The 23136-nt window shown below is 72.8% G+C and carries 15 protein-coding genes and 1 pseudogene; 5 read left to right on the plus strand and 11 right to left on the minus strand.

The window, feature by feature from the left end:
- A pseudogene (locus ABZ719_RS33500) lies at positions 1–322 on the plus strand (SAM-dependent methyltransferase); the annotation flags it as partial.
- 7 nt (positions 323–329) lie between these two features.
- Here ABZ719_RS33500 and ftsH read toward each other — a convergent pair.
- From ftsH to ABZ719_RS33530, 6 genes are all read right to left on the minus strand, one after another.
- Positions 330–2276, minus strand: a complete 1947-nt coding sequence (ftsH, locus tag ABZ719_RS33505) for an ATP-dependent zinc metalloprotease FtsH (RefSeq protein ID WP_366728936.1) — start codon at positions 2274–2276, stop codon at positions 330–332.
- Between the two features lie 100 nt (positions 2277–2376).
- On the minus strand, positions 2377–3924 hold the full coding sequence (ffh, locus tag ABZ719_RS33510; RefSeq protein WP_366728937.1) for a signal recognition particle protein: 1548 nt from the start codon (positions 3922–3924) through the stop codon (positions 2377–2379).
- A gap of 75 nt (positions 3925–3999) precedes the next feature.
- Positions 4000–6492 (minus strand): [protein-PII] uridylyltransferase, encoded by a 2493-nt coding sequence (locus ABZ719_RS33515; RefSeq protein WP_366728938.1) that lies wholly within the window; start codon positions 6490–6492, stop codon positions 4000–4002.
- A gap of 36 nt (positions 6493–6528) precedes the next feature.
- Positions 6529–6867 carry a P-II family nitrogen regulator gene (locus ABZ719_RS33520; protein ID WP_037862164.1) on the minus strand — a complete coding sequence of 113 codons (339 nt, stop codon included), beginning with the start codon at positions 6865–6867 and terminating at the stop codon, positions 6529–6531.
- Complete coding sequence (locus ABZ719_RS33525; RefSeq protein ID WP_366728939.1) at positions 6864–8255, minus strand: ammonium transporter; 1392 nt, start codon at positions 8253–8255, stop codon at positions 6864–6866. Before ABZ719_RS33525 ends, ABZ719_RS33520 begins: the two co-directional genes overlap by 4 nt.
- Before the next feature lie 307 nt (positions 8256–8562).
- A complete protein-coding gene (locus ABZ719_RS33530; RefSeq protein ID WP_366728940.1) occupies positions 8563–10047 on the minus strand; it encodes a hypothetical protein in 1485 nt (494 codons plus the stop codon).
- A gap of 448 nt (positions 10048–10495) precedes the next feature.
- On the opposite strand from ABZ719_RS33530, the gene ABZ719_RS33535 reads away from it, so the two are divergent.
- Entirely contained in the window at positions 10496–11158 is a 663-nt protein-coding gene (locus tag ABZ719_RS33535) for a bifunctional DNA primase/polymerase (RefSeq protein ID WP_366728941.1), read from the plus strand.
- 103 nt (positions 11159–11261) lie between these two features.
- Entirely contained in the window at positions 11262–11657 is a 396-nt protein-coding gene (locus tag ABZ719_RS33540; protein ID WP_366728942.1) for a GNAT family N-acetyltransferase, read from the plus strand.
- Positions 11658–11952: 295 nt separating this feature from the next.
- Here ABZ719_RS33540 and ftsY read toward each other — a convergent pair whose 3' ends face one another.
- Positions 11953–13167, minus strand: coding sequence for a signal recognition particle-docking protein FtsY (gene ftsY, locus ABZ719_RS33545; RefSeq protein WP_366728943.1), 1215 nt, complete (start codon positions 13165–13167; stop codon positions 11953–11955).
- Between the two features lie 215 nt (positions 13168–13382).
- Between ftsY and ABZ719_RS33550 the strand changes: the two genes are divergently transcribed.
- On the plus strand, positions 13383–14837 hold the full coding sequence (locus tag ABZ719_RS33550; protein ID WP_366728944.1) for a cytosine permease: 1455 nt from the start codon (positions 13383–13385) through the stop codon (positions 14835–14837).
- Between the two features lie 584 nt (positions 14838–15421).
- Here the strand turns inward: ABZ719_RS33550 and ABZ719_RS33555 are convergent.
- The 4 genes from ABZ719_RS33555 to ABZ719_RS33570 form a co-directional block, all read right to left on the minus strand.
- Entirely contained in the window at positions 15422–16840 is a 1419-nt protein-coding gene (locus ABZ719_RS33555) for a sugar porter family MFS transporter (protein WP_366728945.1), read from the minus strand.
- A 348-nt stretch (positions 16841–17188) separates the two neighbouring features.
- On the minus strand, positions 17189–20974 hold the full coding sequence (locus tag ABZ719_RS33560; protein WP_366728946.1) for an AAA family ATPase: 3786 nt from the start codon (positions 20972–20974) through the stop codon (positions 17189–17191).
- Between the two features lie 289 nt (positions 20975–21263).
- Positions 21264–21467: a hypothetical protein gene (locus ABZ719_RS33565; RefSeq protein ID WP_018567931.1), complete on the minus strand. Its 204-nt coding sequence runs from the start codon at positions 21465–21467 to the stop codon at positions 21264–21266.
- A gap of 379 nt (positions 21468–21846) precedes the next feature.
- Positions 21847–22128 (minus strand): acylphosphatase, encoded by a 282-nt coding sequence (locus ABZ719_RS33570; RefSeq protein WP_366728947.1) that lies wholly within the window; start codon positions 22126–22128, stop codon positions 21847–21849.
- A 606-nt stretch (positions 22129–22734) separates the two neighbouring features.
- Between ABZ719_RS33570 and ABZ719_RS33575 the strand changes: the two genes are divergently transcribed.
- On the plus strand, positions 22735–23130 hold the full coding sequence (locus ABZ719_RS33575) for a helix-turn-helix domain-containing protein (RefSeq protein ID WP_366728948.1): 396 nt from the start codon (positions 22735–22737) through the stop codon (positions 23128–23130).
- Positions 23131–23136: the final 6 nt, after the last annotated feature.

Consider the following 23136-nt stretch of genomic DNA (forward strand, 5'->3'; position numbering starts at 1 on the left):
GACGCGCCCGGTCGGATTCCGAGGCGCCGCCGTGGCGACCGGTTCCGCGGGCACCGCCGCGGTCCGCCTGGAGGACGTCGCGCGCCGCGCCGGACTGCGCCCGGACGGCTCCGGACGCGTCGCCTGCCCGTTCGGGTATGCGGACCTGGACAGCGCGGTACGCGGCATGCTCTCCACGGGCCTGTTCGACGCGGCCGTCGAGGCCGCCGGACCCGACCAGGTCGACAAGGAGCTGACCGAGGCCCTGCACGCCCACCAGCGGCGCGACGGGACGGTGTGGCTGCCCAACGTCTTCCGCTACCTGATCGCCCGGACGCCGTAGCCCCGCCTCACTCCGCCTCCGCCTCCAGGTCCTTCTTCAGGCGGGTGATGCCGGCGACCCGGTAGGCGTCGGCCTCCTCCAGCGTCTCGTTCTCCAGCAGGGCGTCGGCCAGCGCGTCCAGTTGCGGCCGGTGTTCGCGCAGTTTGCGGCACGCCTCCTCGTAGCACTCGTCGACGATGCGCCGCATCTCGGTGTCGATGGCGTCCAGGGTCTGCGGCGCGGCGGAGAGCCCGTAGGCCTGCTGGGCGTCGTTGGGCAGGGCGGACAGGCGGCCCAGGTGCTCGCTCATCCCCCAGCGGGCCACCATCCCGCGCGCGATGTTGGTGACCTGTTCCAGGTCGCTCTCCGAACCGGTCGTGATGACGTCGTAGACGACGTGCTCGGCCGCCATGCCGCCGAGCGCGCCGATGATCCGGCCGCGCAGGTACTCCTCCGTGTACGCGTACTTGTCCGACTCCGGCGTGGACAGGGTCACGCCGAGCGCCCTGCCGCGCGGGACGATGGTGATCTTGCGGACCGGGTCGGCGCCGGGCTGGAGCATGCCGAGCAGGGCGTGGCCGCTCTCGTGGTAGGCGGTGCGCCGGCGCTCCTCCTCGGGCATCACCAGGGCGCGTTCGGCGCCGAGCTGGACCTTCTCCAGCGCCTCGGAGAAGTCGGCCTGCGTCACCTCGCGCTGGCGCCGCTTGACCGCGAGCAGGGCGGCCTCGTTGGCGAGGTTGGCCAGTTCCGCACCGGTCATGCCCGGGGTCGTACGGGCCACCCGGGCCAGGTCCACGGCCGGCGCGAGCGGGATCTCACGGGTGTGGATGCGCAAGATGGCCTCGCGGCCGCCGCGGTCGGGCGGCGCGACGCTCACCACCCGGTCGAACCGGCCGGGCCGGGTGAGCGCGGGGTCCAGGACGTCGGCGCGGTTGGTCGCGGCCAGCACGATCACGCCCTCGGAGCCGGAGAAACCGTCCATCTCGGTCAGGATCTGGTTCAGGGTCTGTTCGCGCTCGTCGTGCCCGCCCATCGACGCGCCGCCGCCGCGCGCCCGGCCGATGGTGTCGATCTCGTCGATGAAGACGATCGAGGGCGCCACCTTGCGCGCCTCGGCGAACAGTTCGCGCACCCGTGACGCCCCGACACCGACGATCATCTCGATGAACTCGGACGCGGACGCGGAGAAGAACGGCACGCCCGCCTCACCGGCGACGGCCCGCGCGAGCAGCGTCTTGCCGGTGCCCGGCGGCCCGGTGAGCAGCACACCGCGGGGCATCTTGGCGCCCATGCGGCGGTAGTCGTCGGGGTGTTTGAGGAAGTCGACGACGTCGTCCAGTTCGCCCTTGACCTCGTCGATGCCGGCCACGTCGGCGAACGTGGTGCGCTGGGTGCCGGGCTGCAGCTCGACCGGCCGCGGCGGTGTCTTGCGGCCCAGCAGGCCGCCGGGTCCGCCGAGGCCGGAGCCGATCCGCCGGGCGAAGAAGACCCACAGCGCGGCGATGACCACGATCGGGGCCAGCGACAGCAGCAGGTTCGACAGGAAGCCGCGCTCCTGGACGACGGGCTGCGCGGTCACCGTCACGTGGTGGCCGCTCAGACTCTGCCAGAGCCGGTCGTCGGCGAAGGCGGGGCGCTGGGTCCTGAACTTGGTGTACGTGCCGTGGCCGCTCGGCCTGGCCCGGGCGCTCTTGAGCTGCCCCTGGATGGCGTCGCCCTTGGAGTAGATCTTGCTGACGTTGCCCGCGTCGACCTGCCTGCTGAACTCGGTGTACGAGATGGTCGGCTCGTTGCCGGTGCTGTAGTAGCTCAGCCCGCCGTAGGCCAGCAGGAAGACGATCACCGCGGTGACGAGCAGGCCCCACCACCGGCCGCGCGTCCGTCTGCCGCCGGGCCGCCGGGGCGGCTCGTCCGGGGTGCCCTCGGTGCGCCACGGCTGGTCAGGGGCCTTGCGTGGTGGCGCGGCATTGCTCATATCTGGACGTTACGGCACTCGGCGGGCCCCGGCACGCGCTGAGGGCGCCCCCCGGGAGGCCGGGGGCGCCCTCGGTGTCCTGCGACGGCCGCGGTGGCCGTCAGCCCATGAACTTCTTGAACTCGTCGGGCAGCTCGAAGTCCTGGGCGCCCTGCTGCGGCAGGCCGAGGGCGCCGCCCTGGGCGGCCGCGGCGCGGCGCGCGGCCTCCTCCTGCTCCTGCTGCTTGCGCTTCATCGGGTTGCCCGAGCGCTGCTTGCCCTTGGCCTTCTTCGGCTGCTTCTTGCTGCGGCCCGGGCCGCCGCCCATGCCCGGGATCCCCGGCATGCCGGGCATGCCGCCGCCCTGGGCCATGCGGGACATCATCTTGCGGGCCTCGAAGAACCGCTCCACCAGGTTCTTCACGGCGCTGACCTCGACACCGGAGCCCTTGGCGATACGGGCGCGGCGCGAGCCGTTGATGATCGTCGGGTCCTGGCGCTCTCCCGGGGTCATCGACTTGATGATCGCGGCGGTGCGGTCGACGTCCCGCTCGTCGAGGTTGTTGATCTGGTCCTTGATCTGCCCCATGCCGGGCAGCATCCCGAGCAGCTTGCTGATGCTGCCCATCTTCCTGACCTGCTCCATCTGGGACAGGAAGTCGTCCAGGGTGAAGTCCTGGCCCTTCTTGGACGCCAGCTTGGAGGCCATCTTCTCGGCCTCTTCCTGGCTGAACGTCTTCTCCGCCTGCTCGATCAGGGTGAGCAGGTCACCCATGTCGAGGATGCGGGAGGCCATCCGGTCCGGGTGGAAGGCGTCGAAGTCGTCGAGCTTCTCCCCGTTGGACGCGAACATGATCGGCTTGCCGGTGATCTGCCGGATCGACAGGGCGGCACCGCCGCGGGCGTCGCCGTCGAGCTTGGAGAGCACGACACCGTCGAAGCCGACGCCGTCGCGGAAGGCCTCCGCGGTGTTCACCGCGTCCTGACCGATCATCGCGTCGACGACGAAGAGGATCTCGTCCGGCCGGACCGCGTCGCGGATGTCCGCGGCCTGCTGCATCATCTCCTGGTCGATGCCCAGGCGGCCGGCGGTGTCCACGACGACGATGTCGTGGACCTTGGCCTTGGCGAAGTCGATGGAGTCCTCGGCGACCTTGACCGGATCGCCCACGCCGTTGCCCGGCTCCGGGGCGTAGACGGCGACGCCGGCGCGCTCGGCGACGACGCTCAGCTGGTTGACGGCGTTCGGCCGCTGGAGGTCACAGGCGACCAGCAGCGGCGAGTGCCCCTGCTCCTTGAGCCACTTGCCGAGCTTTCCGGCCAGGGTGGTCTTGCCGGCACCCTGCAGACCGGCCAGCATGATCACCGTGGGCGGCTGCTTGGCGAAGCGGAGGCGGCGGGTCTCACCGCCGAGGATCGTGACCAGCTCGTCGTTGACGATCTTCAGGACCTGCTGGGCCGGGTTCAGGGCCCGGGAGACCTCGGCGCCCAGGGCCCGCTCCTTGACGTTCTTGATGAACGTCCGGACGACCGGGAGGGCCACGTCCGCTTCGAGGAGGGCGATGCGGATCTCGCGCGCGGTGGCGTCGATGTCCGCCTCGGAGAGCCGTCCCTTGCCGCGCAGGTTCTTGAAAGTCGCTGACAGGCGATCGGAGAGAGTGTCGAACACGGCGCTCGCGGTCCTCGGGGTCGGGGATGGCTTAAGGAATCGCCCTCCAGGGTATCCCGGCCGGGCAGAACCGGGTCACGGTCGGGCCCGCAGCGTCTCCTCCAGCCGCCGCGCCACGGTGAGCGCCTCCTCCTGCGGCAGCGGCTCGCCCGCCGGGCCCGTGGCGTAGAAGGCGTCCACCGCGTTGGCGCCGAGCGTGCTGACGTGGGCGCTGCGCACCCGTACCTTCGCCTCCTCCAGGGCGCGGCCGATGCGGAACAGCAGGCCCGGCGCGTCCTGGGCGCGGACCTCGATCACGGTGGCGTGCCGGGAGGCGGCCGGGGCGAGGGTCACGCGCGGCGGGGGTGCCACCACGCCCCGGCGGCGCGGGTGGGCGGCGTCGCGTTCGGCGAGCCGGGAGGCGATGTCCAGGGAGCCGTCCAGCGCCCGGACGAGGTCGGCGCGCAGCCGGGCGGCCTGGGGCAGCGACCCGTACTCGGCGGCGACCCGCCAGTTCAGCAGCAGGACGGTACGTTCGCCGAAGCCGTCGGGCAGGTCCACGGTCCGCAGTTCGGCGGTGCGGACGGTGAGGCGGTGGACGGCGAGGACCCCTGCGACGGCGGGCAGGACGCCGGGCTGGTCGGGGACGGCGATGAGCAGTTCCACGCCCTGGGGTTCGGCCGGGCCGGAGGGCTCCTCGGCGGGCGGGCCGCCCTGCGTGCGCAGCGCCAGGACCGGGCCGTCCGTGCGGTGCGCCTCGACGGCGAGGCGTTCCTGCTCGGCGGTGGGGTCGGCGGCGGGTCCGGGGCCGTCGGGCAGGTCCCCGGCGAGGACCGCGGCGACCCGGCGGACCAGGTCGGCGACGAGGGAGCCCCGCCAGGAGGACCAGGCGGCCGGGCCGGTGGCCAGCGCGTCCGCCTCGGTCAGCGCGTGCAGCAGCTCCAGGGTGCCGCGGCTGCCCACCGCGTCGGCGACCGCGCGGACGGTGGCCGGGTCGTCGAGGTCGCGCCGGGTGGCGGTCTCGACGAGCAGCAGGTGGTGGCGTACGAGGGTGGCGAGGACGGCGGCGTCGGCGGGGCCGAAGCCGATGCGCGCGGCGACGTCCGCGGCGATGGTCGCGCCGGCGGCCGAGTGGTCGCCGGGCCAGCCCTTGCCGATGTCGTGCAGCAGCGCGGCGACCAGGAGCAGGTCGGGGCGGCCGACGCGGCGGGTGAGCGCGGAGGCGCGGACGGCCGTCTCGATGAGGTGGCGGTCGACGGTCCAGACGTGGACGGCGTTGCGCTGCGGGCGGCAGCGCACCCGTTCCCAGTCGGGCAGCAGCCGGGTGACCAGCCCTTCCGCCTCCAGGGCTTCCCAGACCTGCACGGCGGGCCGGCCGGAGCCGAGGAGGGTGACGAGTTGTTCGCGGGCCTCGGCGGGCCACGGTGTGGGCAGGGGGCGCGCGGTGGCGGCCAGGTGGCGTACGGCGTGCAGGGAGAGCGGGAGACCGGCCTGTGCGGCGGCGGCCGCGGCACGCAGGGGGAGGACGGGGTCGCGTTCGGGGCGCGCGGCGCGGGCGAGCACCGCTTCGCCCTCCTGTTCCACCACCCCTTCGGCGAGCGGGGTCCGCTCGGCGCCCTGTCTGCCACCGCCCAGCAGGGCGCGCAGCCGGGGCCGTACGGCGCGGGCCTTGAGCACGCGCCCCACTTCGCGCCAGGTGACATCGCTCGCGTACGAGATGACGCGCGCCGCCTCGTACACCTGGCGCAGCAGGGTGTCGGCGTCGAGCACGCCCAGCTCGGCGGCGACCTGGTCCTGCTCCTGCAAGGCGAGCCGGTCGCCGGCGCGGCCGGTCGCCAGGTGCAGGGCGTCGCGTACGTCGAGCAGCCGGCGGCGCGCCTCGGCGAGGCCTTCGCGGGGGGCGTCGGCCAGCCAGGAGGCGGCCACGGCGCGCAGGGCGGTGGCGTCGCGCAGGCCGCCGCGGGCCTCCTTGAGGTCGGGTTCCAGCAGGTACTGGAGTTCGCCCTGGCGTTCGGCGCGCTCGGCGCACAGTTCGCGGAGTTCGGGGAGGCGGCGGGCGGCCTGGTTGCGCCAGTCGGTGAGGACCGCCGTGCGCAGGCCGGCGGTGAGGGCGGGATCGCCGGCCAGGTGCCGGGCGTCGAGCAGGCCGAGCTGGACTCTGAGGTCGCCGCCGGCCGCTCCGCGTGCCTGGGCCGGTGTGCGTACCGAGTGGTCGAGGTCGAGGCCGAGGTCCCACACGGGGTACCAGAGGCGGTCGGCCAGGGCGGCGACGGCGGACGGGTCGCCGTCGTCGTGCAGCAGGAGCAGGTCGAGGTCGCTGCGCGGGGACAGCTCGCCGCGGCCGTAGCCGCCGACGGCGACGAGGGAGACGCCGGTCGGTGCCTCGGTGTCGGCGGCGGCCGTGGTGAACAGCCGCGCGAGCCAGTCGTCGGTGAGCCGCGCGAGGGCGGCGCGGCGCGGCGGCCCGGACCGCGCGTCCTCGGTGAGGAGGCGCAGCCGGGCCGCCGCGTAGCCGCCGGGTCGCGCAGGGCTCGTCTCGTCGCTCCGGCCGGTCTCGTCGCCCTGGCCGCTCTCGCTCTTGCCCGTCACCCGGTGACTCCTGTCCTCGATCGTTCGCCGAAGCCGTCAGAGCGCGTCGGGGCCGCGCTCGCCGGTGCGGACCCGGACCGCCGTGTCGACGGGCAGGGACCAGACCTTCCCGTCCCCGATCTTGCCCGTGCGGGCCGCCTTGACGACGACCTCGATCAGCTCTTCGGCGTCGTCGTCCTCGGCCAGCACCTCGATGCGGATCTTGGGCACCAGGTCGACGGTGTACTCGGCACCGCGGTAGACCTCGGTGTGTCCGCGCTGGCGGCCGTAGCCGCTGGCCTCGGTGACGGTGAGCCCGTGGACGCCGAAGGCCTGCAGGGCCTCCTTGATCTCGTCGAGCCGGTGGGGCTTCACGACGGCGGTGATGATCTTCATGCGTCCACCTTCTTGCTCGGCGTGCTCTGCGGGTCCTGCTCGCTCCGCGGGTCAGGCCTGTTCTGCCGGCCCGCCGCGGCGGCGGCCAGGGCGGAGACGGTGCCCGCGACACCGCCGCCCGCGCCGCTGAAGTCGTAGGCCGTCTCGGCGTGCTCGGCCTGGTCGATGCCGGACACCTCCTCGTCCTCGGTGACCCGCATCCCGATCGTCCTGTCGATGAGGAAGGCGAGGACGGCGGAGGCGACCAGGGAGTAGGCGAGGACGGCGAAGACCCCGGCGCACTGCTTCCAGAACTGGTCCAGGCCGCCGCCGTAGAAGAGGCCCTTGACGTCGGACTGGCCGGTGCCGCTGGCGAAGAGGCCGACCAGCAGGGAGCCGATGATGCCGCCGACCATGTGGACGCCGACGACGTCCAGGGAGTCGTCGTAGCCGAACCGGTACTTCAGGCCGACCGCCATGGCGCACAGGACACCGGCGACGGCGCCGACCGCGATGGCGCCGAGCGGCGAGACCGCGCCGCCGGACGGGGTGATGGCGACCAGGCCGGCGACCGCGCCGGAGGCGGCGCCCAGTGTGGTGCACGCGCCGTGCCGGATCTTCTCGTAGCCGAGCCAGGCGAGCATGGCGGCGGCGGTGGCGATCTGCGTGTTGACGAACATCAGCGGGCCGACGCCGTCGTCGTTGCCGAGCCAGGAGCCGGCGTTGAAGCCGAACCAGCCGAACCACAGCAGTCCCGCGCCGAGCATGACCAGGGGGAGGCTGTGCGGGCGCATCGGGTCCTTCTTGAAACCGGACCGCCTGCCGATGACGAGGATCACGCCGAGCGCCGCCGCACCCGCGTTGATGTGCACCGCGGTGCCGCCGGCGAAGTCGATCACGCCGAGGTCGAAGGCCCAGCCGCCGCTGCCCCAGACCCAGTGCGCGACCGGGAAGTAGACGATCGTCGCCCACAGCACCACGAACAGCGACCAGGCGGTGAACTTCACCCGGTCCGCCAGCGCACCGCTGATCAGTGCCGGGGTGATGATCGCGAACATCAGCTGGAAGACGGCGAAGACGAAGACCGGGATGGTGTAGCCGGGCCACAGGTCGGCCTTGCCGATCCCGGAGAACCCGGCGAAGCCGGACGTCCAGCCGACGAGCGAGCCCTTGTCGGTGCCGAAGGCGACCGAGAAGCCGTAGAGCACCCACAGCAGGGTGATGATCCCGAGGCTGATGAAGCTCATCATCAGCATGTTCAGGGTGCTCTTGACGCGGACCATGCCTCCGTAGAAGAAGGCCAGGCCCGGGGTCATGAGCATCACCAGGGCGGAACAGATGAGCATGAAGCCTGTGTTGGCGGACGACAGCTTCGGTGCGTCCGCCGCAAGCATGATGGCTGGTGCCATCGGCGTCTCCTCGTCGGTTGGTACGGCCCCGTGCGGGCGAAGCCTGGCGGCCCCGGCGGCGATACCGGGGGATGAGGGGTGGGCCGGTTCTGCGCGACGAGATTCGCGCAGCGCGGTTTCCGTGGACGCCCCTCGTTGTTTCGCCGGGGTGACGAAGACGCCTGGAGTGTTACGCGTCGGTGAATTGCGGGCGGACGGCGAACCGGCCGCGACGGCCTTCCGGTGACCTGGCACGGGGGAGCCGGGTCGGGCGGTTCGGGAGGGCCGGCCGCGGCCGGGGTTCTGGGGGCCTGCCCGGAGGCCCGGGTCAGACCGCCTGGGCGGTCTCGGGGAGTTCGGCGGCGAGCTGCTCGGTCAGGTCGATGACCTCACCGAGGTCCCCGTAGTCGCGTACGGCGTTGTCGACGGTCTTGCGGATACGGGTGTTCACGCGCTCGGAACGGACCTTCTTGGCCACCTCCATGGCGTGCGCGGCGTAGCGCGTGCTCTGCTCGGGCTCGCGTCGCAGGAGGTGGACGGTGGCCATGCCGATCAGGTTCAGCGCGTAGGAGCGCTGGTGTTCGGCGTCCTCGGCGAAGAGCTGCACGGCCTTCTCCATCAGCGGCTCGGCCAGCGACGCGTAGGCGGGGCTGCGGCCCGCGACGTAGGCGAGGTCACGGAAGGAGTGGGAGTTCTCGCCGTACAGCTCGGCCTCGGAGAAGAAGCGGATCCAGTCGGGGTCGGGCTCGTCCCAGTCGTCGACGTCGGTGAAGGCGTCCTCGGCCATCCGCACCGCCCGCTTGCACTTGCCTGGCTGGCCCATGTTGGCGTAGGCGCGGGCCTCCATCGCATACAGCATGGACTGGGTGCGCGGACTGGCGCAGTCGCGGCTGCCGTACTGCGCGAGGTGGATCAGCTCCAGGGCGTCGTCGGGGCGGCCCAGGTGGATCATCTGGCGGCTCATGCTGGACAGCACGTAGGAGCCGAGCGGTTTGTCGCCGGCCTCCTTGGCGGCGTGCAGGGCGAGCACGAAGTACTTCTGGGCGGTGGGCTGGAGCCCGACGTCGTAGCTCATCCAGCCGGCCAGTTCGGCCAGTTCCGCGGCGACCTTGAACAGGCGCCGGGTGGTGCCCTCCGACTGGGGCTCCTGGAGGAGGTCGGTCACCTCGTGCAGCTGGCCGACGACGGCCTTGCGGCGCAGTCCGCCGCCGCACTGGGCGTCCCACTTGCGGAACATCACCGTGGTGCTCTCCAGCAGCTCCAGTTCGGGGCGGGAGAGGCGGCCGGGGCGGCGGGTCGCGGCGGCCGGCTCCGGGGGCGCGAGCGGGGCCGGGGGCGAGGGGACCAGCCAGCGCTGGAGGGGTTCGACGAGGGAGGGGCCGGCGGACAGCACCAGGGAGCTGCCGAGGAAGCCGCGCCGGGCCAGCATCAGATCGCTGCGGGAGAACTCGCTGAGCAGGGCGACGGTCTGGGGGCCCGTCCAGGGCAGGTCGACGCCGGTCGCGGACGGCGTCTGGCGGGCCGTGCGCAGCCCGAGGTCCTCCACGGAGACGACGCAGCCGAAACGCTCGGAGAACAGCTCGGACAGGATCCGCGGGATCGGCTCGCGCGGGTTCTCCCCGTCCAGCCAGCGGCGCACCCGCGAGGTGTCGGTGGAGATGTGGTTCGCCCCCAGCTGGCGGGCCCGGCGGTTGACCTGGCGGGCCAGCTCCCCCTTGGACCAGCCGCTGCGCACGAACCAGGAGGCGAGCAGCTCGTTCTGGCGCTTGTCCGCACCCGCCGCGCTCGTCCCGCCACCGCCGTTGCCGCTCACTGGAACGCCCCCATTCCTGAGACCACTTGTCGCCGAGTGCGCCAAGCCCTATCAGAATGCCGGTCGGCACCGCCCTCCGTCCGGCGGTCGCCACCCTTCGAACGGACTGCCGACTTGCCTCCGGCATACCCACGAGCGCATGTGCCCCCAGGGTTCGCACACTCACAGTAATCCTACGATCACGGGCCCAGCCATGGCGATTTCAGAAACGCCACCATTCGCCACCCCAACGAATGAACTCTGGGTGGCGTTGGCGCGATTCACTTGACATAGGACAACCGCGACCTGGCGGAGCGGTGCATCAGCAGGCGCGTGTCGTCCCCCGCACCACCCACGTCACTTCCGGGCGCCGCCCGCACCGGACGGCGCCCGGGAGACCGCGGGAACAGAGCGTCACGTTCCGCTTCCACCTCGTAACCATCGGGGGGACGGATCCGTTGGAGGGGGCATGGGGTTCACGATCGGCGGCATTCGCGAGATCCGCTCCGGCGCACGGCGGCGCGGCCGGTCGTACCGCTCGTCGGAGTGCACCGCGGTGGCCGAGTACACGGGACTGTGGGGCTGGGACGTGGTGCGCGGCGCGCGGGCCGTGGGCGGCGCGTGCTCCTGCGGGCGCACCGACTGCCCGGCCCCGGGCGCGCACCCGCTGGACTTCGCGCCCGGCATCCCGGCGGGTGCCACGCTGGACGAGGTGAGCCGGGCGTGGGCCGAGCTGCCGGGGGCCTCGGTGATGCTGGCGGTCGGGCGCGCGTTCGACGCGATCGAGGTCGCCGAGCCCGCCGGGCGCAGCGCCCTGGCCCGGATGGAGCGCATGGGGCTGCCCCTCGGCCCGGTGACCGCGGCCCCGGACGGCCGCGTCCACTTCTTCGTCGTCCCCGGCGCCGCCGCCGAGCTGCCCGCACTGCTCTACCGCATGGGCTGGGACGACCCCGCCTCCCTCGACCTGCGCGGACTCGGCCCGGGTACGTACCTCACGGCCCCGCCCTCCGACCGGGGCGGCCGGGGCCCGGCGCGCTGGCTCCGCTCCCCCGCGCTCGACTCGGCCGACCCCCCGGAGGCCCGCCTGCTGCTGGGCACGCTGGCGTACGTGGCGCACCGGTCCCGGGGGTAGGGCTCCCGGGTGCCGGTGCGGTCCGTTGCGCCCGGCCCGGCGGGGCACCCGCGCAGAACCGTTCCTCCGGCCGGGTGACGGGCCGGCCCCGTACGATCGCCGGATGACGATCACCTACGAGTGGCGGGGCGAGGTCGAGGACGCCGCGCTGGACGCGCTGCACGCCGGGGGTTTCGGGTATCCGGCCGGCCGGGGCGAGTGGCGGGAGCGGCTGCTGCGGCACAGCCTCGGCTGGGTCTGCGCCCGCCGGGACGGCCGCCTGGTCGGCTTCGTCAACGTCGCCTGGGACGGCGGGGTCCACGCCTTCCTGCTGGACACGGTGGTGGCCCCCGACCACCGGTCGCACGGGGTCGGGGCCGAGCTGGTCGCGACGGCGGCCCGGCAGGCGCGCGCCGCCGGGTGCGCCTGGCTGCACGTCGACTACGAGGCCGGCCTGCGCCCCTTCTACATCGACGCGTGCGGTTTCCGGGAGACGGCGGCCGGACTGCTCGCCCTGTGAGGCGGCGGCCGGACTGCTCGCGCGTGAGGCGGAGACGGCCGGACTGCTCGCGCTGTGAGGCGGCGGCCGGACTGCTCGCGCTGTGAGGCGGAGACGGCCGGACTGCTCGCGCTGTGAGGCGGCGGCCGGACTGCTCGCCCCGTGAGGGCGCGGCGGTCGCCCTCCGCGCGCCGCGCGAGAACCGGTCGGTCCGCGCCGCACACGACAGCGGCGCCCGTCCCCACCGGATTCCGGGGGCGGGCGCCGCTGTCGGTACGGGCACGGGCCGGCGGGCGGCCCGCGGTCGAGCCGGCCGTCAGTCGCCGATCAGGGCGTCGACGAACGCCTCCGGCTCGAAGGGCGCCAGGTCGTCCGCGCCCTCACCGAGGCCGATCAGCTTGACCGGAACGCCCAGCTCACGCTGGACCGCGACCACGATGCCGCCCTTGGCGGTGCCGTCGAGCTTGGTCAGCACGATGCCGCTGATGTCCACGACCTCGGCGAAGACCCGGGCCTGGACCAGGCCGTTCTGTCCCGTGGTGGCGTCGAGCACGAGGAGGATCTCGTCCAGCGGGGCCTGCTTCTCGACGACGCGCTTGACCTTGCCCAGCTCGTCCATGAGCCCGGTCTTGGTGTGCAGCCGGCCGGCGGTGTCGATGAGCACCACGTCGGAGCCCATCTCCTTGCCCTCCTTCACCGCGTCGAAGGCGACGGAGGCGGGGTCGCCGCCCTCCGGACCGCGCACGGTGTGGGCGCCGACCCGCTCGCCCCAGGTCTGGAGCTGGTCCGCGGCGGCGGCGCGGAAGGTGTCGGCGGCGCCGAGGACGACGCTGCGGCCGTCGGCGACCAGGACACGGGCGAGCTTGCCGGTGGTGGTGGTCTTGCCGGTGCCGTTGACGCCGACGACCATCACGATGCCGGGCCTGCCGGTGGCGGGCTCGGTCTTCACCGTACGGTCCAGGTCGGGGCCGACCAGGGTGAGCAGCTCCTCGCGCAGCAGGGCGCGCAGCTCCTCGGGGGTGCGGGTGCCGAGCACGCGGACGCGTTCGCGCAGCCGGTCGACCAGTTCCTGGGTGGGCTGCACGCCGACGTCGGCGGTCAGCAGGGTGTCCTCGATCTCCTCCCAGGTGTCCTCGTCGAGGTGCTCGCGGGACAGCAGGGTGAGCAGGCCCTTGCCCAGGGCGTTCTGCGACCGGGAGAGACGGGCGCGCAGCCGGACCAGGCGGCCGGCGGTGGGTTCGGGGACCTCGATCGCGGGGACCGGGAGTTCCTCGACGACGGGCGGCTCCTCCACGGCGGTGGGGGCCGAGCCGCCCGGAAGGTCCACCTCCTCGATCGTCCGCCGCGGCTCCTCGCGCGGCGTCTCGGCCTCGTCGCCGACGTGCGGTTCGGCCGGAGGGGCGGCGGTGATGTCGGGCGGGCTGGGCGGTGGCGGGGGCAGCGGCTTCCTCCGCCGGCTGCCGACGACGAGCCCGCCGAGCGCGCCGAGCACCACCACGGCGATGACTACAGCAAGGATGATGGTTTCCATAACGCGTCCAGTATCAGCCATGGGCCCCGGCCGGCGGCGGCTTGTGGCTTCACCCAAGAGACAAACGCCACCTAAAGACGCGAGTAGTATCAAAGTACGATGGTGGTGGGCGGGTCAACACGCGTAGAGTCCCGACATCGCCGCCCCCCGACGGCACCCGCCGCTCCCCCCGCGAGCCGCACCCACCCCCACGAACGAGGCACGGACCCTTCTTCATGAGCAAGACCGCCGAGGGCGAAGGCGCCCTGGAGACCCGCGGCATCGAACAGGTGCCCGACCATGAGCGCACCGCACGGACCCGCGAACTGTTCCCCACCTGGGTCGGCGCCAACATCAGCGTGCTGCTGCTCACCATGGGCGCGAGCCTCGTCGTGGCGTACCACCTCAACTTCTGGCAGGCGCTCGTCTGCGCCGCCGCCGCGCCCGTGGTGTCGTACGGCCTGGTCGGCCTCATCGGTATCGCGGGCAAGCGCGGCGGCGCGCCCGGCATGGCGCTGTCCCGCGCGGTCTTCGGCCAGCGCGGCAACCTGCTGCCCGGTTCGCTGATCTGGGTCGCCCGCTGGGGCTGGGAGACGATCAACGCGGTGACCGGCGCCTACGCCATGCTCAGCGTGCTGGACATCGTCTTCGGGTTGAAGGCGAACAGCGTGCTCGACCTGGTGATGCTGCTGATCTTCGTCGTCGCCACGTTCGCGATCTCCGGTCTCGGCATCAACGCCGTCCAGAAGTGCAACAAGTACGCGACCTACCTCTTCGGCCTCTTCTCCGTCCTGGTGCTGGTCTACCTGATCGTCGACACCGACTGGTCGAAGGTGTTCGCGCACTCCGCGGGCTCCACCGCCGCGGTGATCACCGGCATCGGCATGATCGCGGCGGGCGGCGTCAGCTGGATCCCGACCGCGCCGGACTTCACTCGCTACCTGCCGCGCACCGCCTCGTCCAGGGCGATCGTGGGCACCTCGGTCGGCGGCGCGGGCATCGTCGTCCTGCCGATGGTGCTGATGGGCGCCGTGATGGCGGTCTCCACGCCCGACCTGGCCTCGGCCTCCGACCCGGTCTCCTTCCTCGGCGAGATCCTGCCGACCTGGATCGCGGTGCCGTACCTGCTCATCGCGCTGATCGGCATGCTGCTGATCAACTCGATGTCGATGTACTCGGCGGGCTTCACCGCGCAGACCCTCGGCTTCAAGGTGCCGCGGCACTGGGCGGTCTCGGTCAACGCGGTGATCTCGCTGGCCTTCGGCGGGGTGCTGATGCTGGTGGCGACCAGCTTCATGGGTTCCTTCATCGCCTTCCTGTCGCTGCTCGCGGTGGCCTTCTCCGCCTGGGTCGGTGTCTTCGGCGCCGACATGCTGCGGCGCACCGAGTACGACGGCGCCGCCATGGCCGACACGACGCGGACCAGTGCCTACTGGTACAAGGGCGGCTTCTCGCCCGCCGCGGTGGCCGCCTGGGCGATCGGCCTGGCCGCCGGTCTGATGTTCACCACGTCCGACTGGTTCACCGGCCCGCTCGCCCACAACAACGTCATCGGCGAGTACGGCCTCGGCTGGGTCGCCACGATCGTGATCTCCGGTCTGCTGTACCTGGTGCTGCCCAAGCCGGCGGTCGTGACGCCGGGCACGGCGGGCGCGCGGTCCGCCGAGCGGCAGGAGTCGCTCGCGCTCTGACCCGAGCCGCGCGGGGGCGCCGCCCGCCGGCCGGCCCCTCTCCCCCACCCCCTTCGCTGCTGGGCAGCGGAGGGGGTTTCGTTCTGCCCTCCCGCACCGGTGTGGCCGCGGGACCACGACGCGGAGGACCACACCGACCCGGCCGGTCCGCGGTCCTGGCGTCCGGGGCTGCGGGGGGCGCACGCCGTACGGCCGCCGGGGGCCACGCGTCCTGTCCCAGGTGCGCGGCGGCGACTAGGACGCAGGTGGACGCCGGGGCGCCGGCCGAGTCCCTGAGCAGGGGCCGCGCTGCTGTCGGACCGGCGACCGCGCACGGCTGTAGGGCTGCGGCCGGAACGACTCCGCCACCCGCCCGGACGTGATGACCGCCGCCGGCCGAGTTCCTGGACGGAGACCGCGCCGCTGCGGACCGGAGACCGCGCACGGCCGTAGGGCCGCGGCCGGAACGACTCCGCCCACCCGCCCGGACGGAAAAACCGCCGCCCCCGCTCGGCGGTGGCCGGGCGGGGGCGGCGGACGGTTCGAGGAGAGGGGCAGCGGGGACTTTGGCCCTTCTCCTCGGGTTCGTGGGCCTCTTGCGAGGCTCAGCCCATCTCCTCCAGTGCCTTGCCCTTCGTCTCCTTGACGAACTTCAGGACGAACGGGATGGAGAGGGCGGCGAAGACCGTGTAGATCACGTAGGTGCCGGACAGGTTCCAGTCGGCCAGCGACGGGAAGCTCGCCGTGATGGCCCAGTTGGCGATCCACTGCGCGGAGGCGGCCACGCCCAGGGCGGCGGCACGGATCCGGTTCGGGAACATCTCGCCCAGGAAGACCCACACGACCACACCCCAGGACAGGGCGAAGAAGAGGACGAACACGTGGGCGGCGACCAGGGCCACCCAGCCCTGGGTGGCGGGCAGCTTGCCGTCCACCAGGTGGTACGAGAACGCCCACGCCTCCAGGGCGAGACCGACGACCATGCCGGCCGAGCCGATGAGGGCGAGCGGCTTGCGGCCGATGCGGTCCACGAAGATCATCGCGATCACGGTGCCGATGATGTTGATGATCGACGTCGTGAAGGAGTAGAAGAACGACTGCGTGGGGTCGACACCGACCGACTGCCACAGCGTCGAGGAGTAGTAGAACGCGACGTTGATGCCGACGAACTGCTGGAAGACCGACAGGCCGATACCGATCCAGACGATCGGCTTGAAGAAGAAGCCGCCGCCGAGCAGGTCCTTGAAGGTGGACTTGTGCTCGCGCCGCATGGCGTTCTCGATCTCGGCCACCCGGGCGTCGAGGTCGGTCTTCTCGCCCTCGACCTCGGCGAGGATCGCACGGGCCTTCTCACGGCGGCCGACGGAGAGCAGGAAGCGCGGGGACTCGGGGATGGCGAAGGAGAGCAGGCCGTACAGGACGGCCGGGACGACCATCACGCCGAGCATGACCTGCCAGGCCTCCAGGCCCATCAGCTTGCCCCGCTGGTCGCCGCCCGCGGCGTTGAGCAGGCCCCAGTTGACCAGCTGCGAGATGGCGATGCCGACGACGATCGCGGCCTGCTGGAAGGAGCCGAGCCGGCCCCGGTAGGCGGGCGGGGCGACCTCGGCGATGTAGGCGGGGCCGATCACGGAGGCCATGCCGATGGCGAAGCCGCCGATGATGCGCCACAGCGCCAGGTCCCACAGGGCGAACGGCAGGGCCGAGCCGACGGCGCTGATGGTGAACAGGACGGCGGCGATCTGCATGCAGCGGATGCGCCCGATCCGGTCGGCGATGCGGCCCGCCGTGGCGGCGCCGACGGCACAGCCGATCAGCGCGATGGCGATGACCTGGGCCAGCGCGGCCGGACCGATGTCGTAGCGGTCCCGGATGGCCTCGACGGCACCGTTGATCACGGAGCTGTCGTAGCCGAAGAGGAACCCGCCCATGGCGGCCGCCGCCGCGATGAAGATGACATGCCCGAGATGATCGGGATGAGCCGTACCGGCTCCTGGCTTCGGCGCCTGCGCTGTGCTGGTCACGTGTACTCCTCGGGCACTCCGGCAGCGCTGCCGGGGTGGGGTCAGCCCTCCCGGGTCTTGAGACCCTGAAGGTGAAAGCAACGTTGCAGAGACTATGCCTTCAAGTTTCGAAGTCAATACTTCTTCTGCTGTGAGTTTGACCCGCCCGCGTGGCGGGCTTGCATTCAAGTATTGAAATCAAGTAGCGGGACATGCTCCGACTACCCCGAAGCCGCGCGGACACGCGAAGGAGCGCGAGACGCGCGCGGGCGCGGGAACGCGGGGCCGGGGCCCGGTCGGCGACCGCGTTCACGCGGCGCCGGCGTGAACGCGCTCGGGCCCGGACTCGATCGCCGCGGACGTGCCTGCTCAGCGGAGCCGCTGGCTGATGACCTTCGACACACCGTCGCCCTGCATGGAGACGCCGTACAGGGCGTCGGCCACCTCCATGGTGCGCTTCTGGTGCGTGATCACGATGAGCTGCGAGGCCTCCTGCAGCTCCTGCATGATGCGGATGAGCCGCTGGAGGTTGGTGTCGTCGAGGGCCGCCTCGACCTCGTCCATGACGTAGAACGGGCTCGGACGGGCCTTGAAGATCGACACGAGCAGCGCGACGGCGGTCAGCGAGCGCTCGCCGCCGGAGAGCAGGGAGAGCCGCTTGACCTTCTTGCCCGGCGGGCGCGCCTCGACGTCGACGCCCGTGGTCAGCATGTTGTCCGGGTCGGTCAGCACGAGACGGCCCTCGCCGCCCGGGAAGAGCCGGCCGAAGACGCCTTCGAACTCGCGTGCGGTGTCCCGGTAGGCCTCGGTGAAGACCTGCTCGACGCGCTCGTCGACCTCCTTGACCACCTGCAGCAGGTCGGCGCGGGTCTTCTTCAGGTCCTCCAGCTGCTCGCTGAGGAACTTGTGGCGCTCCTCCAGGGCCGCGAACTCCTCCAGGGCCAGCGGGTTGACCTTGCCGAGCTGCTGGTAGGCGCGCTCGGCGGCCTTCAGCCGCTTCTCCTGCTCGGCGCGGACGAAGGGGCGGGGCCGGTTGCGGGGGTGCTCCGGATCCTCCGGCAGCTCCTCCCCCTCGGCCGGCAGCGAGGGCGGTACGGGCTGGTGGGGCCCGTACTCCGCCACCAGGCCCGCCGGTTCGACGCCCAGCTCCTCCAGTGCCCGGGCCTCCAGTTGCTCGATGCGCAGCCGCTTCTCCGCGCCGAGCACCTCGCCGCGGTGGACGGAGTCGGTCAGCTTGTCGAGTTCGGCCTTCAGGTCGCGCCCTTCGGCACGGGCGGCGGTCAACTCGTGTTCCCGGTGCGCCTTGGCCGTCTCGGCGGCGGCCCGCTCCTGCTCCGCACGGGCCAGGGAGACCTCGACGTGCGCCAGCAGTTGCCGCGCCCCGGCGCCGACGGCCTCGGCGACGGCCGCCTCGTGGCGCAGCCGGGCGTGCCGCTGTTCGGCACGCGCGCGTGCCTCGCGTTCGGCGCGGGCGGCCCGGTCCAGGGAGTCGGCCCGGCCGGCCAGGCCCCTGACCCGTTCCTCGTGCGTACGGACCTGGAGACGGGCCTCCATCTCGGTCTGCCGGGCGTTGGCGCCGTCGGCGGCCAGCCGGTCCCGTACGTAGGTGTCGGGCTCCTCCTCGACCGGTGTCTCCTCCGCGACGGCGAGCCGTTCGGCGAGTTCCTCCACCTCCTGCCGGGCGCGGTCCAGGGCCTCCTGGGCGCGGGCGGCGGCGGCCGTGGACCGCTCCGCCTCCCCGGCGGCACCGCGCGCCTGGCCGGCGAGCCGTCCGAGCTGCTGTGCCACCGCCGACTTCTCCCGGTCGGCCGCGCGCCGGCGCTCGCCCAGTTCCTCGACGAGCGCGGCGCACTGCCCGCGCCGCCCGGCGGCCCGCTGCTGGGCTTCGGCCGACTCGGTGCAGCGCAGGGCGAGGTCCGCCAGCTCGGCCGCTGCCTCGTCGACGGACGCCTGCACTTCGAGGAGGCTGGGCGCCCCGGCCGAACCGCCCTGCGCGAAGTGCGCCCCGAGCAGGTCTCCCTCGGCGGTGACCGCGGTGAGCGCGGGATGCGCGTAGACCAGGTCCTCGGCGTCCTCCAGGGTGCCGACCACGACGATGCCGTGCAGCAGCCGGCGTACGGCGGGCATGAGGTCGGCGGGCCCGCGCACCAGATCGGCGGCGAACCGGTGCCCGGCGGGCGGCCCGTCCCCGCCGGCACGGGGGCCGGCCGCCACGGGGCCGCGGGGAGCGTCTTCGCCCGGACCGGTCCCGGCGGGAGCACCCGAGGCGTTGGTCGAACCGGTCCCGGCGGGAACGCCGGACGCCGCCGCCGGACCAGTCACGGCCGGAACGCCGGAGACCGCCGCCGGGCCGGTCGTGTCGGGGGTGGCCCCTGCGCCGGGCGCGCCGGGCGGCTGCGGGTCGTCTCCGGGAGCGGGCCGGCGCGGGGGCTCCGGGGCTCCGGCGAGCAGCAGGGCCGCGCGGCCCGCGTCCTGCTTGCGCAGCAGGCGGATGGCGTCCGCCGCCGCGGCCGGGGTGGAGACCGCCAGGGCGTCGGCGGCGGCGCCGAGTGCCGCCGCCAGGGGGGTCTCGTAGCCCGGGGTGATCGTCAGGACCTCCGCCGCCGGGCCCAGCAGGCCGGTGAGCCGGTCGGTGGCGTCGAGCAGGGCGCCCGTGCCGTCCTTGCGGCGCAGCCCGAGGGCCAGGGCGTCGTGGCGGGCCTGGGTCGCCGCGCGCCGGCGTTCGGTGGCGGTGGCGGCCTCACGGGCGGCGGTGAGGGCGGCGTCCGCTTCGGCCAGGGCGGCCTTCGCCGCGTCGTGCCGTTCCGCGAGGTCGTGGTCCTCGGCGTCGAGGCCGTCGACCTCGGCCTGGAGCGCCTCGTACTCCTCCTGGGCGCGTACGGCACGTTCCTGTGCCTCGTCCCGGGCGGCGGCCAGGCGGTCGATCTCGGCCTGGGCGGAGGCGGCGCGGGAACGGGCCGCGTTCACCTGGCCGCTGAGCCGGGCCAGGCCCTCACGGCGGTCGGCGATGGCGCGGGCGGCGTCCTTCAGGCGGCGTTCCTCGGCGGCCAGTTCGCGTTCCAGTTCGGCGCGGTGGGTGACGGTGTCCTCGAGCGCCCGCTGCGCCGCCTCCAGGGCGGCCTCCAGCTCGGCCTCCTGTTCGCGGACGCGGGCGGCCTCGCGCTCCAGGTCCTCCGGGTCGCGCCCGCGCCGTTCCTCGACGGGGGCCGAGGTGGCGCTCTTCACCCGGGCGTCGGCGAGCGAGACGGTGCCGCGGACGCGTTCGGCGAGCTGGGACAGCTCGTACCAGGTCTGCTGGGCGCGGGTCAGGCGCGGGGCGAGCCGGCGCACCTCGTCCTCCAGGAGCGCCTCCCGCTGGAGCGCCTTGCGCAGTTCACGCTCGGCGTTCTCCTTGCGTTCCTTCAGCGCGGCCTCGTCGGCGACTTCGTTGCGCAGGGCCTCCTGGAGGCGTACGAGGTCGTCGGCGAGCAGGCGCAGGCGGGCGTCGCGCAGGTCGGCCTGGATGACGGCGGCCCGGCGGGCGACGGCCGCCTGGCGGCCCAGCGGCTTGAGCTGGCGGCGCAGTTCGTCGGTGAGGTCCTGGACGCGGGCGAGGTTCGCCTGCATCGCGTCCAGTTTCCTGAGCGCCTTCTCCTTGCGCTTGCGGTGCTTGAGGACGCCGGCGGCCTCCTCGATGAAGGCGCGGCGGCCCATCGGGTCGGCGTGCAGGACGGAGTCGAGCTGTCCCTGGCCGACGATGACGTGCATCTCGCGGCCGATGCCGGAGTCGGAGAGCAGTTCCTGGATGTCCAGGAGGCGGCAGGTGTCGCCGTTGATCTGGTACTCGCTGCCGCCGTTGCGGAACATGATCCGCGTGATGGTGACCTCGGCGTACTCGATGGGCAGTGCCCCGTCGGAGTTGTCGATGGTCAGCGACACCTCGGCACGGCCCAGTGGCGGGCGGCCGGTGGTGCCGGCGAAGATGACGTCCTCCATCTTGCCGCCGCGCAGCGACTTGGCGCCCTGTTCGCCCATGACCCAGCTGAGCGCGTCCACGACGTTGGACTTGCCCGAGCCGTTCGGGCCGACGACGCACGTGATCCCCGGTTCGAACCGGAGCGTGGTCGCCGAGGCGAACGACTTGAACCCTCTCAGGGTCAGGGCTTTGAGGTGCACGCCGTCGGACTTTACCCGCCGCCGCTACCGCACTTCATGAACCCTCGCAACCGCGCGGTTTCACCCTTGTACACGCAGGGCACACCAGACGTTGAAGACGCTGAAAGGATGCAGGGGGCAAGGAAGACCGGGCGCGGGCCGGGGACCGGGCGAGCCGGACAGGGCCGAGGGGGCTCAGGGGGAGAGCGGGGGCAAGAAAGAAGGGACGCCGAAGCGTCCCTTGCAACTCTGGCAACTGAGCGGTTGATACGGGCAGCCCAACCACTGTGTCGCGGTGCCGATGCAGTGATCAGGTGAGCGCAGGCTCCGCCTGGTGTGCGTCGACGCGCTCCATGATCCTGTCGTGAGAAGCGGCAGCCGCCAGCGCGTCGTTCTCCGCCTGGATTCGTACCAGCTCGGATTCCAGGTCCTGGACACGCTGCTGGAGCCGTCGCATCTCGGCGAGGAGTCGAGGGTCGGAGCCGCCGACGTAACCGAGAAGCGCCTTTGCCATGATGGATGGTCCTCCACAATGAGTGACCGACCGAAGCGGTTTGGGTCGTGAGGGATTCGCACCCGTGGTGCTTGGCACTGTTCAGTTTTTCGTGCCGTTCTTCCATGCCAAACAGCTGAGGTGCGCGGGCTTTCAGCGTCTCACCAAAAAGTTTGACGGTCAACACGATCACGCCCCGTACCGATGGGCGTCCCGGGGGCGCGCGACCGGAAATCGGTGGCGCTGCGGCTCCTGCGGGCCCCGGGGGGCGTGGCGATCATCCTGCCGTGCGGAGCGTGTCGCGGCAAGTGCCTCTCCGCAATCACCTGCCGTTTTCCCTTCCGGCCCATGCCGGTGGCAGGTGCGGTCCACCACGTGCCGGGCAGGCGGAGAGGTGGGCTCAGCGGATGGCGAAGCCGTCGTAGCCGCCGCGCGGTGTGTCCCAGATCTCGGTGACGCCCTCGACCCTGCCGGGCGTGTCGCTGCCCTCCAGCCAGGCGAGAAGGCGCTGGCAGGCCGTGCGGGACCCCTCGGCGACGACCTGCACGCGGCCGTCGGCCAGATTGAGAGCAAAGCCGCTCAGGCCGCCGATCTCCAGCGCCGTGGCCCGCGTGAACCAGCGGAAACCCACACCCTGGACGTGTCCGCGCACCCAGGCGACCAGTCGAACATCCTCGCTCATGACTGCAACCTAACCGGGCGGTGCCGTGCGGAGCACATCCGCCCCCGCCCCCATGAACGGCGTCCCGATCCGGGACATCTCACAGGAAACTCACTCGATCGAGTGATGCCGGCTGACCGGACCGGCCCAGCGCAGCGCCCGCCTCGGCCGCGGGGGGCCACGGGGCTCCGAAAGCCGGCAAGGCGAGGAAGGCCCCGCCATGGGACGCCCCCGACGCTCGGACGCCGGCCGCGCCGCCGCGGACCGCGCCCGGGGCCGCGGCGGGAGGCCCGGCCCGGACCGGCGGGGCCGGGGGCCCACTCGACGCGCGCCCGGACGACCGCATGGGCATCGCGTCCTGTCCGGACCCGCGGCCCTGCGCCGACGCCGACGCCAAGACTCAGGAGTGCCTCTTCGCGACGGACGACGAGTGCCCCCGGGCCACCGCGCCAGCATCGTCGACTGCCGGTTCTCCGCCCTGGGCGTGGGCGTGCGGTTCGGCGCGGACGGCCCGTGGTGGACAGCGGACTTCGGCCACCGGCCGGCGCCTCCCGCCCTCCCCCGCGAGCACTGGCGAGGAGTTAGCGCAATCTGCCGGTTCGCGCTGTGTTCGCGTACGCTCAAGGCATGAGCATCATGCCGGAGCCCGTCGCGGAGCAGGATCTCCCGTACAACGTGTTCGCCAAGGCCTGCCCCTCGCGCGGCACGCTGGAGCACGTGACGGGACGCTGGGGCGCGCTCACCCTGGGCGCCCTGTACCAGGGGTCCCTGCGCTTCAACGAACTGCGCCGCCGCGTCGACGGGGTGAGCGAGAAGATGCTCTCGCAGACCCTGCACGCGCTGGAACGGGACGGTCTGGTGCACCGCGAGGCCCAGCCGACGAACCCGCCCCGCGTGGACTACGAGCTGACCTCCCTCGGCCGCGAGGTCGCCGAGCGGCTGCTGGCCCTCATCCACTGCGTGGAGGGCCGGATGGACGAGGTCCTCACCGCCCGCCAGACCTACGACGCCCGCCGGGCCTGACGCTCC

It is taken from the genome of Streptomyces sp. NPDC006743, assembly GCF_040703815.1.
In the GTDB taxonomy this organism is placed as follows: Bacteria; Actinomycetota; Actinomycetes; order Streptomycetales; family Streptomycetaceae; genus Streptomyces.

Excerpts from the sequence above, each read along its gene's own strand:
- ABZ719_RS33575 (WP_366728948.1), top strand. The coding sequence starts at position 22,735 with ATGAGCATCATGCCGGAGCCCGTCGCGGAGCAGGATCTCCCGTACAAC.
- ABZ719_RS33520 (WP_037862164.1), bottom strand. The coding sequence starts at position 6,867 with ATGAAGATCATCACCGCCGTCGTGAAGCCCCACCGGCTCGACGAGATC.
- ABZ719_RS33550 (WP_366728944.1), top strand. The coding sequence starts at position 13,383 with ATGAGCAAGACCGCCGAGGGCGAAGGCGCCCTGGAGACCCGCGGCATC.
- ftsH (WP_366728936.1), bottom strand. The coding sequence starts at position 2,276 with ATGAGCAATGCCGCGCCACCACGCAAGGCCCCTGACCAGCCGTGGCGC.
- ABZ719_RS33540 (WP_366728942.1), top strand. The coding sequence starts at position 11,262 with ATGACGATCACCTACGAGTGGCGGGGCGAGGTCGAGGACGCCGCGCTG.
- ABZ719_RS33565 (WP_018567931.1), bottom strand. The coding sequence starts at position 21,467 with ATGGCAAAGGCGCTTCTCGGTTACGTCGGCGGCTCCGACCCTCGACTC.
- ABZ719_RS33525 (WP_366728939.1), bottom strand. The coding sequence starts at position 8,255 with ATGGCACCAGCCATCATGCTTGCGGCGGACGCACCGAAGCTGTCGTCC.
- ABZ719_RS33570 (WP_366728947.1), bottom strand. The coding sequence starts at position 22,128 with ATGAGCGAGGATGTTCGACTGGTCGCCTGGGTGCGCGGACACGTCCAG.
- ABZ719_RS33535 (WP_366728941.1), top strand. The coding sequence starts at position 10,496 with ATGGGGTTCACGATCGGCGGCATTCGCGAGATCCGCTCCGGCGCACGG.
- ftsY (WP_366728943.1), bottom strand. The coding sequence starts at position 13,167 with ATGGAAACCATCATCCTTGCTGTAGTCATCGCCGTGGTGGTGCTCGGC.